At 35.6% G+C, this 17,167-nt stretch carries 13 protein-coding genes; 10 read left to right on the top strand and 3 right to left on the bottom strand.

Annotated elements, in window-relative coordinates; genetic code table 11:
* From WBN20_RS16470 to WBN20_RS16440, 7 genes are all read left to right on the top strand, one after another.
* Nucleotides 1-587 (top strand): TIGR03915 family putative DNA repair protein (locus WBN20_RS16470; RefSeq protein ID WP_424282473.1); only part of this gene is annotated, 587 nt, incomplete at its 5' end.
* A gap of 275 nt (nucleotides 588-862) precedes the next feature.
* Nucleotides 863-3,724 (top strand): excinuclease ABC subunit UvrA, encoded by a 2,862-nt coding sequence (gene uvrA, locus WBN20_RS16465; protein ID WP_424282472.1) that lies wholly within the window; start codon nucleotides 863-865, stop codon nucleotides 3,722-3,724.
* Between the two features lie 48 nt (nucleotides 3,725-3,772).
* A complete protein-coding gene (locus WBN20_RS16460; protein WP_424275350.1) occupies nucleotides 3,773-4,459 on the top strand; it encodes a TIGR00730 family Rossman fold protein in 687 nt (228 codons plus the stop codon).
* A gap of 7 nt (nucleotides 4,460-4,466) precedes the next feature.
* Nucleotides 4,467-7,304 carry a metalloprotease gene (locus WBN20_RS16455; RefSeq protein WP_424282471.1) on the top strand — a complete coding sequence of 946 codons (2,838 nt, stop codon included), beginning with the start codon at nucleotides 4,467-4,469 and terminating at the stop codon, nucleotides 7,302-7,304.
* 157 nt (nucleotides 7,305-7,461) lie between these two features.
* Nucleotides 7,462-9,873, top strand: coding sequence for an alpha-ketoacid dehydrogenase subunit alpha/beta (locus WBN20_RS16450; RefSeq protein WP_424282470.1), 2,412 nt, complete (start codon nucleotides 7,462-7,464; stop codon nucleotides 9,871-9,873).
* 202 nt (nucleotides 9,874-10,075) lie between these two features.
* The gene (locus tag WBN20_RS16445; RefSeq protein WP_424282469.1) at nucleotides 10,076-10,567 is read left to right on the top strand and encodes a hypothetical protein; all 492 of its coding nucleotides are present in this window, start codon (nucleotides 10,076-10,078) and stop codon (nucleotides 10,565-10,567) included.
* Between the two features lie 241 nt (nucleotides 10,568-10,808).
* Nucleotides 10,809-11,186, top strand: coding sequence for a DoxX family protein (locus WBN20_RS16440; RefSeq protein ID WP_424272343.1), 378 nt, complete (start codon nucleotides 10,809-10,811; stop codon nucleotides 11,184-11,186).
* A gap of 5 nt (nucleotides 11,187-11,191) precedes the next feature.
* Here the strand turns inward: WBN20_RS16440 and holA are convergent, their stop codons facing one another.
* On the bottom strand, nucleotides 11,192-12,196 hold the full coding sequence (holA, locus tag WBN20_RS16435) for a DNA polymerase III subunit delta (RefSeq protein ID WP_424272342.1): 1,005 nt from the start codon (nucleotides 12,194-12,196) through the stop codon (nucleotides 11,192-11,194).
* A 26-nt stretch (nucleotides 12,197-12,222) separates the two neighbouring features.
* Here holA and WBN20_RS16430 point away from each other — a divergent pair, with 26 nt between their 5' ends.
* The 3 genes from WBN20_RS16430 (at nucleotide 12,223) to WBN20_RS16420 (ending at nucleotide 14,633) form a co-directional block, all read left to right on the top strand.
* A complete protein-coding gene (locus WBN20_RS16430; RefSeq protein WP_424272341.1) occupies nucleotides 12,223-12,669 on the top strand; it encodes a type I restriction enzyme HsdR N-terminal domain-containing protein in 447 nt (148 codons plus the stop codon).
* A gap of 12 nt (nucleotides 12,670-12,681) precedes the next feature.
* A complete protein-coding gene (locus WBN20_RS16425; RefSeq protein ID WP_424282468.1) occupies nucleotides 12,682-13,683 on the top strand; it encodes a glycosyltransferase family 2 protein in 1,002 nt (333 codons plus the stop codon).
* 98 nt (nucleotides 13,684-13,781) lie between these two features.
* Nucleotides 13,782-14,633, top strand: coding sequence for an OmpA family protein (locus WBN20_RS16420; RefSeq protein WP_424272234.1), 852 nt, complete (start codon nucleotides 13,782-13,784; stop codon nucleotides 14,631-14,633).
* Nucleotides 14,634-14,681: 48 nt separating this feature from the next.
* On the opposite strand, the gene WBN20_RS16415 is transcribed toward WBN20_RS16420, so the two are convergent.
* Nucleotides 14,682-15,302: an L-threonylcarbamoyladenylate synthase gene (locus tag WBN20_RS16415; RefSeq protein WP_424282467.1), complete on the bottom strand. Its 621-nt coding sequence runs from the start codon at nucleotides 15,300-15,302 to the stop codon at nucleotides 14,682-14,684.
* Between the two features lie 61 nt (nucleotides 15,303-15,363).
* On the bottom strand, nucleotides 15,364-17,167 hold a 1,804-nt coding region (locus WBN20_RS16410; RefSeq protein WP_424282466.1), incomplete at its 5' end, for an ATP-dependent helicase.

The following is a 17,167-nucleotide window of genomic DNA, read 5'->3' as shown; positions in this document are numbered from 1 at the left end:
GTATTAGCCAAAGAAGCAATAATGCAATGAAGAATATTTATTTTGCTTTTTTAAGCGAAGCTAATGGTATTGAACAATTACTTTATTCATATATTCAAAGAATTGTTGCTAAAGGGTCACCCAATCACATAGATTTAACCGATGATCTGGTTTTTAGGATAAATCAATTAGCAAATATGGTGAGTAAGAAAAAAAACCAGATGGAGGCATTTATGAAATTTAAAGTCTCTATAGATGGTGTTCACTTTATTGTTATTGAGCCCGAGTTTGACATTTTACCTCTCGTATCAAAACACTTCAGGTCTAATTTCAACGACAGACAATGGATAATTTACGATATAAAAAGGAACTACGGCCTTTATTTTGACCTTCATACCATTCAATTAATGTCCTTAGATTCAAAAGACATAATAGCGAATGCCAGACCTTCAAATAACCATATTCAAACTGGTGCAATTAATGTTATTGAATTATGGAATACTTATTTTGCCAACAATTCTATTAAATCTTTAATCTCCAATAAATTGCATACACATCAATTACCCAAAAGACGAAGAAAGTATCTGGAAGATAAGGAAGCCGTGTAGTATAATTGCTTTTGTTTTAACAGCAATACTGAAATGGCCACACAAGGAAAAAATATTATATTCCGATACTAGCTCGTTAGTTCCATTTTTCCTCATTAATCTCTTATCATCCAACTCAGAATTATATCAAATGTTACGGGGAATAGAAATTTATATAACAAGTTAACAGGAAGACGATTTGCAATAGCTTATTTGCAAGCCTTTAACAAAATCTAAATAAACCACCCTTCCTTTTTAGTCGTCAAAAACGTACCTTTGCGACTTTGTCTAATTCAATGATAAATTACGAAGAGAATATTGAAGTCAAGGGAGCCCGCGTTCATAATTTAAAAAATATTGACGTAACCATTCCAAGAGAAAAACTGGTTGTAATAACCGGACTTTCGGGAAGTGGTAAATCTTCATTGGCTTTCGATACTATTTACGCAGAAGGTCAGCGCCGTTATATAGAGACCTTTTCTTCTTATGCAAGACAGTTTTTAGGAGGGCTTGAGCGTCCCGACGTAGATAAAATCGATGGCCTGTCTCCGGTTATCGCAATAGAACAGAAAACCACATCAAAATCACCACGTTCTACGGTAGGGACAATTACTGAAGTTTACGATTTTCTTAGGTTATTGTTTGCCAGGGCCTCTAATGCCTACAGCTATAATACCGGCGAAAAAATGGTGAGCTATAGCGATGATAAGATTAAAGAGCTAATTAGCGAAAGTTATTTTGCGAAAAGGATTAGCATCCTGGCCCCGATAATTAAATCAAGAAAAGGGCATTATCGTGAGCTTTTTGAACAAATTGGAAAACAAGGCTTCGTGAAGGTGCGCGTAGATGGCGAAATTATGGATATCACCAAAGGAATGAAGGTGGATAGATATAAAACCCATGATATCGAAATCGTGATAGATCGTCTGAAAATAGATGATAATGAAAATTTGAATAAAAGACTTTCCGAATCTATAAATACGGCCATGTATAGTGGTGATAATGTATTAATGATTCTTGAAGAAGGTGATGCAGTCCCAAGATATTTCAGCAGGGACTTAATGTGTCCTAGTACCGGTATATCATATCCGACACCTGAGCCCAATACATTTTCCTTTAATTCTCCTAAAGGGATGTGCAACGAATGCAATGGCCTGGGACATGTATTCGAAGTAAACGAGAATAAAATTTTTCCGAATAAAAAATTATCAATACAATCAGGTGGCATTGCACCCCTAGGGGAGTATAAAAGTTCATGGGCATTTAAGCAATTAGAAACTATAGCCAAAAGATATGAATTTGAACTTACCGATGCCATAACACAAATTCCTGCTGAAGCACTCACAACTATTCTGTATGGAGGCTCCGAGCAGTTTGAAGTAGATTCTAAAACCCTTGGGGTAAAAAGACTATATAGCATAGATTATGAGGGTATTGCAAATTTTATAAAAAACCAGTACCATCAGGCAGATTCTACATCAATTAAGCGCTGGGCCAGAGATTTTATGGACAAAAGAACCTGCCCCAGTTGTAATGGTTCAAGGTTAAAAATAGAATCACTTTATTATAAAATTGAGGATAGGAATATAGCAGAATTGTGTCAACTAGATATTTCTGAGCTGGCCCGTTTTTTTGATCAACTTGATTCCAAATTAAAAGGAAATCAAAAAAAGATTGCAGAAGAGATTATAAAAGAGATTAAATCCAGGATTAAGTTTTTGTTAGATGTAGGCCTGGACTATTTGTCACTAAACCGCAGCTCAAAATCACTTTCAGGAGGTGAAGCGCAGCGAATAAGACTCGCAACGCAAATTGGATCCCAGTTGGTAGGGGTACTATATATATTGGATGAACCTAGTATTGGATTACATCAACGTGACAACAATCGCCTGATCAAATCACTGGAATCACTCAGGGATATTGGAAATTCTGTAATTGTAGTCGAACACGACCGTGATATGATTGAAAATGCAGATCATGTAATTGATATAGGTCCACAGGCAGGAAAACACGGAGGTGAGATAATCTCAGAAGGAACTCCCGCTGAACTCATTGCCCAACATACATTGACATCTCAATATATAACTGGAGAAATGGAAATTCCTATTCCTGCTACAAGGAGAAAAGGAAATGGAAAAAGTTTAATCTTGACAGGCTGCACAGGAAATAATTTAAAGAATGTATCGGTTAAATTCCCTTTGGGGAAAATGATAGCCGTGACGGGTGTTTCAGGTAGTGGTAAATCAACACTAATTAATGAAACACTTTATCCAATAATGAACGCCCATTATTTTAATGGGGTTAAAAAACCTATGCCATATAAGAAAATTAAAGGACTTGAAAACATTGATAAGGTTATAGATATTAATCAATCCCCGATTGGAAGAACACCAAGGTCTAATCCGGCTACTTATACCGGTGTTTTTGGAGAAATACGTGCTCTTTTTGCTAAAACACCTGAAGCAGCTATCAGGGGTTATAAGCCGGGCCGGTTTAGTTTTAATGTAAAAGGTGGAAGATGTGAAACTTGTCAGGGAGGTGGATTGAGGGTAATTGAAATGAACTTTCTTCCCGATGTATATGTCGAATGTGAAACCTGCAATGGTAAACGATTTAACAGGGAAACTCTGGAAATAAGGTATAAAGGACAATCTATCGCGGATATTCTCGAAATGACCATTGATGAAGCTGTCGGCTTTTTTGACCAAATACCTAAGATATATAGAAAATTAAAGACTATTCAAGATGTTGGACTTGGTTATATCTCACTAGGACAGCAATCAACTACACTTTCGGGTGGAGAAGCGCAACGTGTAAAACTTGCAACCGAATTGTCTAAGCGGGATACAGGAAACACTTTCTATATTTTGGATGAACCCACAACCGGACTACATTTTGAGGATATAAGGGTGCTCATGGAAGTTTTAAATAAATTAGTGAACAAGGGAAATACCATTGTGATCATTGAACATAACATGGATGTTATAAAAATGGCCGATTACATTATTGACATAGGCTACGAAGGAGGGCGTGCGGGCGGCATGATAGTTGCGGCAGGATCTCCGGAAGAAGTGGCTAAAGACGATAAAAGTTATACGGCATTTTACCTTAAAAAGGAATTTAGTTTAAAAAAATCGAGGCTAGAAGTTCGTAGTTAATTCTGTTGGTCGATAAGATCGACATGTAAGTGACAAAAAAATAGAAATATGAGGAAAGAGAAGCATCATAAAGGATGGAATGAAATTAAAACCAATGATTCATGGGCTATTTTTAAAATAATGGGTGAGTTTGTAAACGGTTTTGAAAAAATGAGTGCCATTGGCCCTTGCGTTACAATTTTTGGTTCTGCCAGAACCAAAGAAGATGCCGAATATTACCAACTAACTGTAAAAGTTGCCAAAAAGGTTTCAGAAGCTGGTTATGGCATTATTACAGGAGGGGGACCTGGTATTATGGAAGCAGGTAATAGAGGAGCACATTTGGCTGGAGGAACCTCTGTTGGGCTCAATATAGATCTTCCTTTTGAACAACATGACAATCCTTACATTGATGATGATAAGAGCCTGGATTTTGATTATTTCTTTGTTAGAAAGGTAATGTTTGTAAAATACTCGCAGGCATTTGTGGTTTTACCCGGAGGATTTGGTACACTTGATGAACTCTTTGAAGCCATCACGCTGATTCAAACAAATAAAATTGGTAAATTCCCTATTATTCTGGTCGGAATAGCTTTTTGGAAAGGATTGATAGACTGGATTAAAAGCACAATGTTGAATGAAGGAAATATTAGTAAGACAGACCTCGATTTAATACGTATTGTTGATACAGAGGAAGAAGTTGTAGAAATTATTGATGCTTTCTACAAAGGCCATACCCTGAGTCCTAATTTCTAATTCATATATGTTACTACAGCGCATTCCAACTTTTATATTAATAACTGCTATCTTGTATTTCGTATTGGGGATTGGCGGTATTTATGCGCAACATAGTAACAACCTAAAAGCCTCTTTGGAGAGCGAAACCAGAGAAATTAATATCCAACAGGAATTTGAATATTTAAATGATTCACAAGATACCTTAAGTGTATTGTATTTTAATGATTGGGCAAATGCCTATTCTGATAAAAACACTGCCCTTGCAAAACGATTCGCAGAGGAATTTAGAAAGAGTCTTCATCTAGCCAAAGAAAAAGATCGGGGCAGGACGGAAATTTTTACCATTGTAGATGATGAATACCGAGCTATCTCCTGGAGTAGAACAAAAGGTTTGGATATCATCAAAATTGAACTTAATAGCCCTTTGGCTCCGGGTAGTTATGCCAAATTATTTATTACTTATACTGTCAAGCTCCCGCCAAATAAATATACTCCTTATGGATATAACAAAGAAGGTGGTTATTATTTAAAAGACTGGTATCTAACACCAGCGGTTTATGACGGTAAATGGCAATTATATTCAAACAAAAATCTTGAAGACCTGTATACCGGAAATACCAACACCAATATTATTTTCAGCTATCCCGATTCGTTGTTCTTTGGCACTAATTTCAAGGAAGTAAATATAACAGGCTTTCCAGGAAAAAAACAGGCCACATTAGTAGGGGTAAACAGAAAGAGTTGTTACATTATTCTGAATTCACAAAAAAAGTTCACAAAACATGTCACTCCGGAAATAATAGTGGTTACAGATCTCAGGGCAACAAAATACGATGAAATTTCGCAGGGAGTTTCAATTAATAGGATTTCACGCTTTATTCATGATAATCTGGGGGACTTTCCTTATGAGCAGCTATTGGTTAGTGAAGTGGATTTTAATAAAAACCCAATTTATGGCTTAAATCAGCTACCCTCTTTTATACGTCCTTATGAGAAGCAGTTCCAGTTTGAAATGACATTTATGAAAACTGCCCTTAACAGTTATATGAGAGAATCTATATTCCTTAATCCAAGAAAGGAAAAATGGGTTACAGATGCCGTGATTAATTACATAATGATCAAATTCGTCGAAGAGTTTTATCCCAATCAAAAGCTGCTAGGAAAACTTTCTAAAGGTTGGCTGATTAAAGGGTTTCATTTAGCTCAAATGGACTTCAATGAGCAATATTCCTTTTTATATATGTTTACGGCAAGAAAAAATCTTGATCAGGCACTTAACACACCAAATGACTCTCTTATAAAATTTAATCAGAAAATAGCTAATACCTATAAAGCGGGACTCGGCCTGGCCTATCTTGCCGATTACACAAGTGTTGATAACATTGACATGGCCATCAAAGAGTTTTATGAACAATATAAATTAAAACCTGTAATACCATTGGATTTCGAGCGTGTTTTAAAGGAGAATTCGCAAAAAGATATCGATTGGTTTTTTAAAAGCTATGTCTCAACGGACGAACGTATTGATTTTAAGATATCCAACGTGGTTAAAACCCGGGATTCACTTTATGTGACTCTTAAAAACAAAACAGGGACAGACGTTCCAATATCTTTATTCGGATTGAAAAAAGACACAGTAGTGTCTGAATATTGGTTTAATGGAATTAAAAACGAGCAAACTTTTACTATACCGCGAAATTTCGAAGATAAGTTAGTCCTTAATTACGATCATACAATTCCGGAATTTAATCAGAGAGATAACTGGAAGGCATTAAAGGGTTTCTTTATCAGCAATAAGAAGTTAAAATTTCAATTTTTTAAAGATGCCGAAGATCCATATTACAATCAAATTTTTTATATGCCCACACTGGGTTTTAATATATACGATGGTTTAGCTCCGGGGATTAGATTTACTAATAAAACACTTCTTGAACGACCTTTTGTATTTGATTTTTCTCCACAGTATTCATTCAGGGAAAAAACACTAGTAGGAAATGGCAAACTTACTTATAGGCATTATCACGGAAAGAGTGGATTTTATGTCACAAATTATGCGGTGCGTGGGTCTTCATCCCATTTTCAGGTCAATTCGCGCTATAGTACATTTACCCCCTCTGTTAGTTTTGGATGGCGCCCTGCAGATCTTATATCCAATAAGCGGCAGTTACTTACCTTGAGATATGTTAATGTGTTTAGAAATATTGATCCAAGTCTTGATATAGAAACCGATCCGGATTACAGCGTTTTCAATGCAAGGTTTAGAAATACAAATAATGGCATTGTCGACTATTTCTCATGGTTTGTGGACGCTCAACATTCTTCTGATTTCACCAAATTGGCGTTCAATCTCGAATACCGGAAACTATTTGTAAATAATACCCAGTTTAATTTTCGCTTTTTTGCCGGTAAGTTTTTAAGAAACAAGACAACCGGAGACTATTTTAGCTTTGCCCTTGACAGGCCAACAGATTATTTATTTGATTACAATTACCTGGGTAGATCCGAAGATTCTGGGATATGGAGTCAACAATTGATTATTGCCGAAGGTGGTTTTAAATCTCAATTGGAGAACCCTTTTTCTAACGATTGGATCGCTACCACTAATTCCAGCGTAAATATTTGGAGATGGATAGAAGTATATGGTGATTTAGGATTTATCAAAAATCAAAATCAGCCCACAAGATTCGTATATGATTCAGGGATACGTCTTAATTTACTTACAGATTATTTTGAATTATATTTTCCCATATATTCAAATAACGGTTGGGAAATTGCACAGCCAAACTATGCAGAGAGAATTCGCTTTATAGTCACCCTAAGTCCTAGAACTTTACTAGGTCTTTTTACCAGAAAATGGTTTTAAATATTATACTATTCTTAGAAATAATCTATTTTTTTAAATTATTAATAATTAGTTCTTGCTTTTTGGTGGATTTTTTATTCTTTTATTAATAAAAAACCAATTTTTTTGATTGTAAAAATCATCCTGTTTTCATATTTTTGTCACAAATCTTTCCCTAATGAGTTTTAAACTACAAACCAGTGATGACATTTCCTTTGAGGATTTTAGGGCACAGATTTTAAAGGATTATGAAATCGCAGTCACAAGCAGGGAGTGTAGTATTTTAGGCAGAAGGGAGGTTCTGACTGGTAAAGCCAAATTTGGAATTTTTGGGGATGGAAAGGAGTTGCCTCAATTAGCAATGGCCAGATCCTTTAGAAACGGCGACTTTAGAAGCGGTTACTACAGGGACCAAACTTTTATGATGGCACTGGGACAATTAAGTCCTAAGGATTTTTTTCATGGCTTGTATGCTACTACAGATATTGCAAAAGAGCCCATGAGTGCAGGAAGGCAAATGGGAGGTCATTTCGGATCTTACAGCCTTAATCCAGATGGCTCTTGGAAAGACCTCACCGCACAAAAAAATAGTAGTCCTGATATATCTCCTACAGCGGGTCAGATGCCTCGACTTCTTGGTCTGGCAGAAGCTTCAAAAATCTACCGCAATGTCAAAGGAATAGATACCACTAAATTTTCCAATAATGGAAATGAAGTAGCCTGGGGTACAATAGGCAATGCCAGTACATCTGAAGGCCTTTTTTTTGAAACATTTAATGCCGCGGGAGTTTTACAAGTACCAATGATCATTAGTGTATGGGACGATCAATATGGAATTTCCGTACCTGCCAAATTCCAAACAACTAAAGAAGATATTTCAGAAGTTCTTAAAGGATTTCAAAGAGATGAAGATAACAAGGGCTATGAGATTCTAAAAGTGAAAGGCTACGATTATACTGCACTAATACACGCTTATGAAAATGCATCTGAACTGGCAAGGGAAGAACATATTCCTGTATTGATCCATGTAACAGAACTGACACAACCTCAGGGGCATTCCACCTCAGGATCGCAGGAAAGGTATAAAAGTGAGGATAGATTGCTTTGGGAAAAAGAAAATGATTGCAATAAGCGATTCAGAGAATGGATACTTGAAAACAAAATTACAGATAATGAATCTTTGTCTGCAATAGAATTAGCGATTAAAAAAGAGGTTAGGACAGCAAAAAAAGAAGCTTGGATAGAGTTCTTATCTCCTCATAAAGAGGCTAAAAAAACCCTAATAGAATTGTTGGATAATCTGGCTATAAATAGTCCTAATAGAGCATTTATAACAAAAATCAAGAATGATCTTATTGCCATTGAAGAGCCACTAAAAAAAGATTTGGCTTCAAAGTCTAGAAAAGCCCTTCGACATGTATTAGGTGAAAATTCAAAGGAAAAGGATGCCTTGTTACTATGGGTTGAAAATTTTCTAAAAGACTCACAAATAAAATTCAGCTCACACCTCAATAGTGAATTACCCAACAAGGCAATAAACATTGAGGAAATAAGACCGATATACGATGATAAGCCTGAAAAGGTAGATGGGAGAATTATTCTCAGAGATAACTTTGATAGTCTTTTTGGAAAATATCCACATGCCCTTATTTTTGGTGAAGATAGTGGTACTATTGGCGACGTAAACCAGGGATTGGAAGGTCTTCAGAAGAAATATGGCGAATTGAGGATTGCGGATACCGGTATAAGAGAGGCCACAATTATTGGTCAGGGAATTGGTCTGGCACTAAGGGGCTTAAGGCCGATAGCGGAAATACAATATCTGGATTATTTGTTGTATGGCCTGCAAACTCTTAGTGATGATTTGGCAACCTTACTTTATCGAACAGTTGGCAAACAAAAGGCGCCGTTAATAATTCGCACAAGAGGACATCGCCTGGAGGGTATTTGGCATTCTGGTTCTCAAATGGGAGGTATTATTCACTTTCTTCGGGGGATTTATGTGTTGGTGCCCAGAAACATGACTAAAGCAGCCGGTTTTTACAATACGTTGATGAAAAGTGATGAACCGGCCTTAATAATAGAAAGTTTAAACGGGTATAGACTTAAGGAAGACAAACCAATTAACCTGGGTGAAATTTGCACCCCTATCGGAGTGGTGGAAATTGTTAAAGAAGGTTCAGATATTACTCTTTTGTCTTATGGTTCAACGCTCCGTATGGTTCAACATACAGCGCAGGAATTAAAAGAAGTAGGAATTAATGCCGAGGTAATTGACGCACAGTCCTTACTCCCATTTGATCTTAAAAATACTGTCCTTAGCAGTATTAAAAAAACCAGTAGATTGTTGGTCATTGATGAAGATGTACCCGGAGGATGTGCCGCTTATCTAATGCAAGATATTATAGAGCGCCAGGGAGCTTATAAATATCTGGACAGCGCACCTCAAACCCTAACGGCAAAAGCTCACAGACCTGCCTATGCTACAGATGGAGACTATTTTTCTAAACCAAATGCCGAGGACATATTTGAAAAGGTTTATGATATTATGCATGAGGTAAATCCGACTGAATATCCAAAACTCCGTTGAGATAATAGCTCAATACATAATTTGCTTACACTTTTAGAGTTTATTCTATTCATTTTAATTAAAGAACATCATTAATTCTAATAATTTTCTAATACCCTATTCTAATCTTGGCTAGTAGATATATATAAGTCAAAAATTTAGCCTGAAATCTTAAATTTGGGTATATTCCACTTCAATAATAATTAATCATAATCTTGAAATCATGAAGACAACATACATATTAATTCTTTGCATTGTAATAGGTTGGTCATCATTCGGGCAACCTCAAGTTACTATTTCAGATTTCGAAAAGCTTGATAATAGCAATTGGATAGGTAGTCTGATGTATATAAATTATACAGATGGACAAGAAGTAACGTTAAGAACAACAATGCAAATTTTGCTTGAAGGAAATAAGATCTTGATGCATACGCAGTATTCTGATGAACCAAAAGCAAATTCTAAAGAAAGTATCAAAATAAGAAAAGATGGAGCATATTTAGGAAATGAAGAGCTTATTGAAAAAAATATGGAAATGGGAATTTTGAAACTGGTAACAAAATATCAGGGTAAAGACAACAATAAAACTGCAATGATTTATAAAACATATACTATAAGTGAAAATGAATTCACGATTGAAAAAAGAGTAGATTATCTGGATTCCGAACAAAAGATTTTGCGGAATAGATATCGTTATCAAAAAGTTTCAGGATAATATATTTTTATTATCGCGTTTTAGAAAATTTACCATTGCCAAATGATATGGCGTAAACCTTTTATTAATGTGAAATGATAAATCTATATTTTTAAAATGCGTGTTTACATATGGTTATTATCTAAGTTAATTGTTTTGACAGAATGTGACGATACAGTTGTATTGCACTACTTAAATTCTAAACCTTATGGCCAAATGTTATTAAAAAAAGCTTAATTTAGATTTTCCAATCTTAAAATGAATGACTAAAAAACTTAAAAGTGATATTGGTCTGGCAGTTTTGCGTATTCTTCCCTCTGCCTTTTTATTATCTCATGGTATTCCCAAATTGCAAAAACTTCTGAATGGGGATTTTGAATTTGCCGATCCAATAGGGATCGGATCTACACCTTCTCTGTTTTTAGCAGTTATTGGTGAAGTCATTTGCCCTTTACTCGTAATAATTGGCTATAAAACCCGTTGGGCCTCCTTACCAATTGTGATAACAATGGCTGTGGCCGCCTTTATTGTACACGGTTCAGATCCTTTTGGAAGAAAAGAACTCGCTTTAATGTACTTAGTGTGTTTTGCGGTTATAATGTTGCTAGGGCCAGGACGTTATAGCATCGATAAAAAATAATCTCTCTATATTATTTTGACCAGAAGTTCTTTCAAAAGATCGGCTTGTGAAATATTATAGGCCCCTACTCCTTTTCCTTTTAAATCCATTTCCCGCAAATAGGAAATAATACTACTAACGCGCTTCATGGGATAATTTCTGGATGCTATCTGAAACTCTCCCACAAAATAAGGATTGATCCGTAGAGCTGAGGCCACATTCTTAGGCGAATGGTCCGATAATCCATGATATTGAAGTAACTGTGTGAAAAAATTATGCAACAGGCTCACAGTAACAATAAATGGGTTATCCTTTGGGTTCTGTGCAAAATAATTGATTATCCTGGTAGCTTTGACAACATTTTTTTCGCCTATAGCTTTTTTTAACTCAAAGTTATTGTAGTCCTTACTTATACCTATATGCTTTTCAATAAGATCGGGGTTGATTTCGGTGTTCTTTGGAAGTACTAATTGTAATTTTTCTAATTCATTATTGATTCTGCTCAGGTCTGTACCCAAATACTCTACTAATAAAACCGAGGCCTTATGTGAAATAGAATAGCCCTTCTGCTTTAAGGTTAATCGAATCCAATCTGAAACCTGATTTTCATAGAGTTTTTTACTATCAAAAATGACACTTCCGTTAGCTAAAATAGTTTTGTGCAATTTTTTGCGTTTGTCCAATTTTTTGTATTTGTAACAGAAAACCAGTACTGTTGAAGTTTGTGGGTTGGCAGCATAAGTACTTAATTCCTCTATATTTCTCGATAAATGCTGCGCTTCCTTCACAATTACTACCTGTCTCTCGGACATCATTGGATATCTCTTTGCATTGGCCAATACCTGTTCTAAAGATACTTCTTTGCCATATAAAACCATTTGATTAAAGCCCTTCTCCTCCTCGGTAAGAATATTATCACTAATGAACTGGGCTATTTTGTCAATATAATATGGCTCATCACCCATCAAAAAATATATTGGGCTTATGTTTCCATTTCGGATGTTATTTACAATCTGCTTTACTTCTTCCATCCAAAAAAAATTACCAAATTTGTTTTATGCTATCTCTCAACTTTCCAGGCTACGACTTCCGATTCAAAAGTAGCGAAAATAAGCAGCAAATTTTTGACATTATACGTAAAAAATTTGTAGCTCTGCAGCCTGAAGAGTGGGTGCGGCAGCATGTAATCCATTATTTAAGCATAGATAAAAAGTATCCAACGTCTCTAATTAATGTTGAAAAAACCTTATCACTAAACGGTTTGAGAAAAAGATATGATATTGTAGTCTTTAATACCGATGGTAGTATCCATATTCTGGTAGAATGCAAATCGCCAAACATTACAATCTCACAAAACGTTTTTGATCAAATTGCAAGATATAATCTAAAAATGAAAGCAGAATACCTTATGGTCACTAATGGTTTAGATCATTTTTATTGCAATATGAATTATGAAGAAGAAAAATATTCTTTTTTAAGGCAAATTCCTGATTTTAGCCGTTAATTTGCAACCGTTTTGAAATTTGCAATCGTCATACTTAATTGGAACGGAGAAGCACTCCTGGAGCGCTACCTCTCTTTGGTGGTACAATATTCCGGGGACGCTGATATCTATTTAGCAGATAATGCGTCTACCGACGGTTCTGTGGCTTTTGTAAAAGAAAACTTTCCCAATGTAAATCTTATACAAAATAGTTCAAATAACGGATTTGCAAAAGGATACAACGACGCATTAAAACAGGTCGACGCAGATATCTATTGCCTTTTAAATTCTGATGTTGAAGTAACACCTGGTTGGCTCGATCCAATAAAAGATGCATTTGTAAAATTTCCGAATGCTTCCATAATACAACCCAAGATTCTTGATCTGCTAAAAAGAGATTATTTTGAATATGCCGGAGCGGCAGGTGGCTTTTTAGATCAGTTTGGATATCCATTCTGCAGGGGGCGTATTTTTCAGGCCATCGAAAAAGATGAAGGGCAGTATGATGATACTACGGAAATTTTTTGGGCAACCGGTGCTAGTATGTTTATAAAAAGTGATGTGTTTGATAGCCTTGGAGGATTTGATGAGGATTATTTTGCACATCAGGAAGAGGTTGATCTATGTTGGCGAGCACAAAACAAAGGACTAAAGGTTTACTATGTTGGAGCATCATATGTTTATCATCTGGGAGGTTCAACATTAAGTAATATGAATCCAAAAAAAACTTTTTTGAATTTTAGAAATTCACTTTTTTCAATAACTAAAAATCTTCCACGAAAAAAGGCATTTCCTATAATTTTTGTTCGACTTTTCCTTGATGGAATCGCGGCAATTCGATTTATTTTTCAGCTTAAACCTGTTCACTCCTGGGCTATTCTGAGAGCACATTTAAGCTATTACCGGCACTTTGGTGAAATGTATAAGAAAAGGGAAAAAGTCAATTTCGTCCCATTATACTATATTACAAAATCCATAGTATGGTCCTATTTCGTATATCAGGTAAAGAATTTTAACATTTTAGTAAAAGATTAACTAATTTTGACAAATTAAAGGAAATCAAATGTCATAATTTTACCATGAATTGGGCAAAGTTGATTTAAACAAACAATTAATTTTATATAAACATTATTATGAAAAAATTTATTCTAGGCTTTATTGGAATGGCAGTCCTTTTATCATCTTGCGTATCTCAAAAGAAATATGCTGATTTAGAGACTAAACAAAAAGAGACGCAAGACCTGTTAAATTCTGCAACAGTTAAATTAAATTCCTGTATTGAGGAAAAGGCCACAGCAGATGCAAGGTTGCAGACTTTGGAAGATCAGAATTCATTTCTGAAAGCAAACAATCAGGAGTTAATAAATAACATGGGGAATTTAACTACCCTAACAACAAAGGGTGCAGAAAATCTTGAAAAATCTTTGGAAAGTCTTCAGGAAAAGGATCTCACCATTCGTAAATTACAAAATGCTATCACCAGAAGAGATTCTGTAAATCTTGCACTAGTACAAAGCCTGAAAGGAGTTCTTGGAAATTTAGATGACCAGGATATTGAGATCAATGTTGAGAAAGGCGTAGTTTTTATTTCCATTTCGGATAAACTATTATTTAGCAGTGGAAGTTATAATGTTACGGCAAGAGCTAAGGAAATATTAGGTAAAGTTGCGCAAGTTGTAAACAACAAACCCGATTTTGAGTTTATGGTAGAAGGACATACCGATGATGTTCCTTACAGGAAAGGTGTCTTATTAGACAACTGGGATTTAAGTGTAAAAAGATCTACAGCAGTGGTTCGTATTTTACAAAATGATTATAATGTAGATCCAACAAGGATGACTGCAGCCGGCAGATCACAGTATATTCCGATTTCTGCAACTGAAAAATCCAGAAACAGAAGAACAAGAATTGTTGTTCTTCCAAAAATTGATCAGTTCTATAGCATGATTGAAGAAGGAATGAAAGATCCTGCTATCAACGACTAAACATAGAATAATTTTATAACTAAACCGCGGTCATTGATCGCGGTTTTTTTATATAATATCAGGATCTCCTTTACCAACTCTAAGTACTTCCGGCGAGTCTCCTGAAAGATCAACTACCGTAGATCCTATATTGCCTCCGTATCCTCCATCAATGACAATATCTACCAGGTTGTGCCATTTTTCAAAAATTAATTCAGGATCAGTAGTATATTCCAAGAGTTCATCTTCATCCCGAATTGAGGTTGATACAATTGGATTTCCCAACACTTCAACCAAAGTCCTTGCAATATTATTATCGGGAATTCTAATCCCCACAGTCTTTCTTTTCTTAAAATCCTTAGGCAATTTACTACTGCCAGGCAATACAAAAGTATAAGGACCCGGTAGACAACGCTTAAGAATCTTGAATGTTGGAGTATCTAATTGCCTTACATAATCTGAAAGATTACTAAGGTCAGCACATACAAAGGACCAATAGGCTTTCTCTAATTTAATTCCCTTAATACGAGCAATTTTTTCCATGGCTTTTGTACTGGTAATATCACAACCCAGACCATAAACAGTATCCGTGGGATATATTATTAAACCACCTTTTCGCAGGATGGATACAACCTTATCTATTTCCTTTGGATTAGGATTCTGTTCGTATATCTTAATAAATTCGGCCATTTTCTTACTAGATGTTTGAAGTAAATATCTATTTCAATATTAAAACAAAATCATAGGTTATCTAATGTTCAATGATTTCCAGTTTTGCAAATCGAAGCAGCAACTTTTTTATATCGCCTTTTACAAATTGTATTTCCGCCTTCTTATCATTGCCGGCTCCTTCAATACGCAATACTTTACCACGACCAAAACGTGTATGATTTACCAAAGTACCTTCCGATAGATTTGGATCTATTGTATTTGTATTTCCAATGGGCTTGGATAATTCCGGTTTTAGTTTTCTTAACTTTCTTAATTGTTTCTCATTGGGTTTTCCAATTCCTGGTGGAATACCATTTTCAGGCTTTAGTTGTCGTAGTTTTGACTTATCTACATCACCAAAAATATCGTTATTAATTAAAGGTTTATATCGATAGTTATCAACCGGAGTTAAGTTCTCGATATATTTATCCTCTATTTCTTCAATAAAACGACTGGGTTCAGCATCAATTAATTTACCCCACCGATATCTGTTTTGAGTATATGTTAGATATGCCTGTTCCTCGGCACGGGTTAGTGCAACATAGAATAGCCTGCGCTCCTCTTCCAACTCACTTCGTGTATTCATGCTCATTGCAGAAGGGAAAAGATCCTCTTCCATTCCAACAATATAAACAAATGGAAACTCCAATCCTTTTGCCATGTGAATGGTCATTAGAGCCACCCGGTCATCATCTCCGGTGTCCTTATCCAAATCCGTGGCCAGTGCTACATCTTCCAGAAATTCAGTAAGATCGCCTTTTGAATCGGCTAATTCCTTTTGCCCTTCAACAAAGTCTTTGATACCATTTAATAATTCTTCTATGTTCTCCATTCGAGCAATACCCTCGGGAGTGCCATCCTTCTTAAACTCCAGGAGAATCCCAGTTTTCTTAGCCACATGCTCAGCCAAAGTAAAAGCATCCTCACTCTCATTCATTATCTGAAAACTCTTTATCATATTAGTAAAATCTTCGAGTTTTCTTTTTGTACCTGCATTAATTTTTAAATCTATTTTTTCCAAATTTTCCATTACTTCAAATATAGATCTTGAGTAATGGTTAGCAGCTACGGTTAGTCTGTCAATTGTAGTCTGGCCTATACCCCGAGTTGGGAAATTTATAACTCTTTTTAGCGCCTCTTCATCCTTAGAGTTGATTACCAATCTTAGATAAGATAACAAATCCTTGATTTCCTTTCGTTGATAGAAAGAAAGGCCTCCATAAATTCTATACGGAATATCTCTTTTTCTTAAGGCATCCTCAATGGCCCGGGACTGAGAATTTGTGCGATAAAGCACGGCGAAATCTCCATTTAGACGCTGGTTCTGCATTTTATTTTCAAAAATAGAACCCGCCACATATCGCCCTTCTTCAGCATCAGTGGTGCTTCTATGAAGTTTTATCTTGGTACCCTCATCATTCGATGTCCAAACAACCTTTTCCAGTTGGTTTTTATTGTTGGCTATGATTGAATTTGCGGCATTAACTATATTTTTGGTAGAGCGGTAATTTTGCTCTAACCTATACACGGCAACATCGTCATAGTCGCGCTGAAAGTTTAAAATATTTGTTATGTTCGCGCCTCTGAAAGAGTAAATACTCTGAGCGTCATCGCCTACAACACAAATATTTTGAAAACGGTCTGCCAGCGCTTTTACAATAAGATATTGAGAGTGATTGGTATCCTGATACTCATCTACCAGAATATATCTGAACCTTTCCTGATATTTCATTAAAACTTCTGGGAAACGGCTTAATAATTCATTGGTACGCAAAAGTAGATCATCAAAATCCATTGCGCCGGCTTTAAAGCATCGGTCTACGTAGTTTTGATATATATCACCC

Origin of the sequence: Eudoraea sp. (genome assembly GCF_049665975.1) — a bacterium.
GTDB lineage: Bacteria > Bacteroidota > Bacteroidia > Flavobacteriales > Flavobacteriaceae > Eudoraea.
The sequence above is the reverse complement of the archived record's forward strand: the minus strand, read 5'-3'. Positions and strand labels throughout refer to the sequence as shown.

Coding starts and splice junctions, on each gene's coding strand:
- WBN20_RS16460 (WP_424275350.1), top strand. CDS start 3,773: ATGAGGAAAGAGAAGCATCATAAAGGATGGAATGAAATTAAAACCAAT.
- WBN20_RS16415 (WP_424282467.1), bottom strand. CDS start 15,302: ATGGCCGAATTTATTAAGATATACGAACAGAATCCTAATCCAAAGGAA.
- uvrA (WP_424282472.1), top strand. CDS start 863: ATGATAAATTACGAAGAGAATATTGAAGTCAAGGGAGCCCGCGTTCAT.
- WBN20_RS16430 (WP_424272341.1), top strand. CDS start 12,223: ATGCTATCTCTCAACTTTCCAGGCTACGACTTCCGATTCAAAAGTAGC.
- WBN20_RS16420 (WP_424272234.1), top strand. CDS start 13,782: ATGAAAAAATTTATTCTAGGCTTTATTGGAATGGCAGTCCTTTTATCA.
- holA (WP_424272342.1), bottom strand. CDS start 12,196: ATGGAAGAAGTAAAGCAGATTGTAAATAACATCCGAAATGGAAACATA.
- WBN20_RS16455 (WP_424282471.1), top strand. CDS start 4,467: ATGTTACTACAGCGCATTCCAACTTTTATATTAATAACTGCTATCTTG.
- WBN20_RS16445 (WP_424282469.1), top strand. CDS start 10,076: ATGAAGACAACATACATATTAATTCTTTGCATTGTAATAGGTTGGTCA.
- WBN20_RS16440 (WP_424272343.1), top strand. CDS start 10,809: ATGACTAAAAAACTTAAAAGTGATATTGGTCTGGCAGTTTTGCGTATT.
- WBN20_RS16450 (WP_424282470.1), top strand. CDS start 7,462: ATGAGTTTTAAACTACAAACCAGTGATGACATTTCCTTTGAGGATTTT.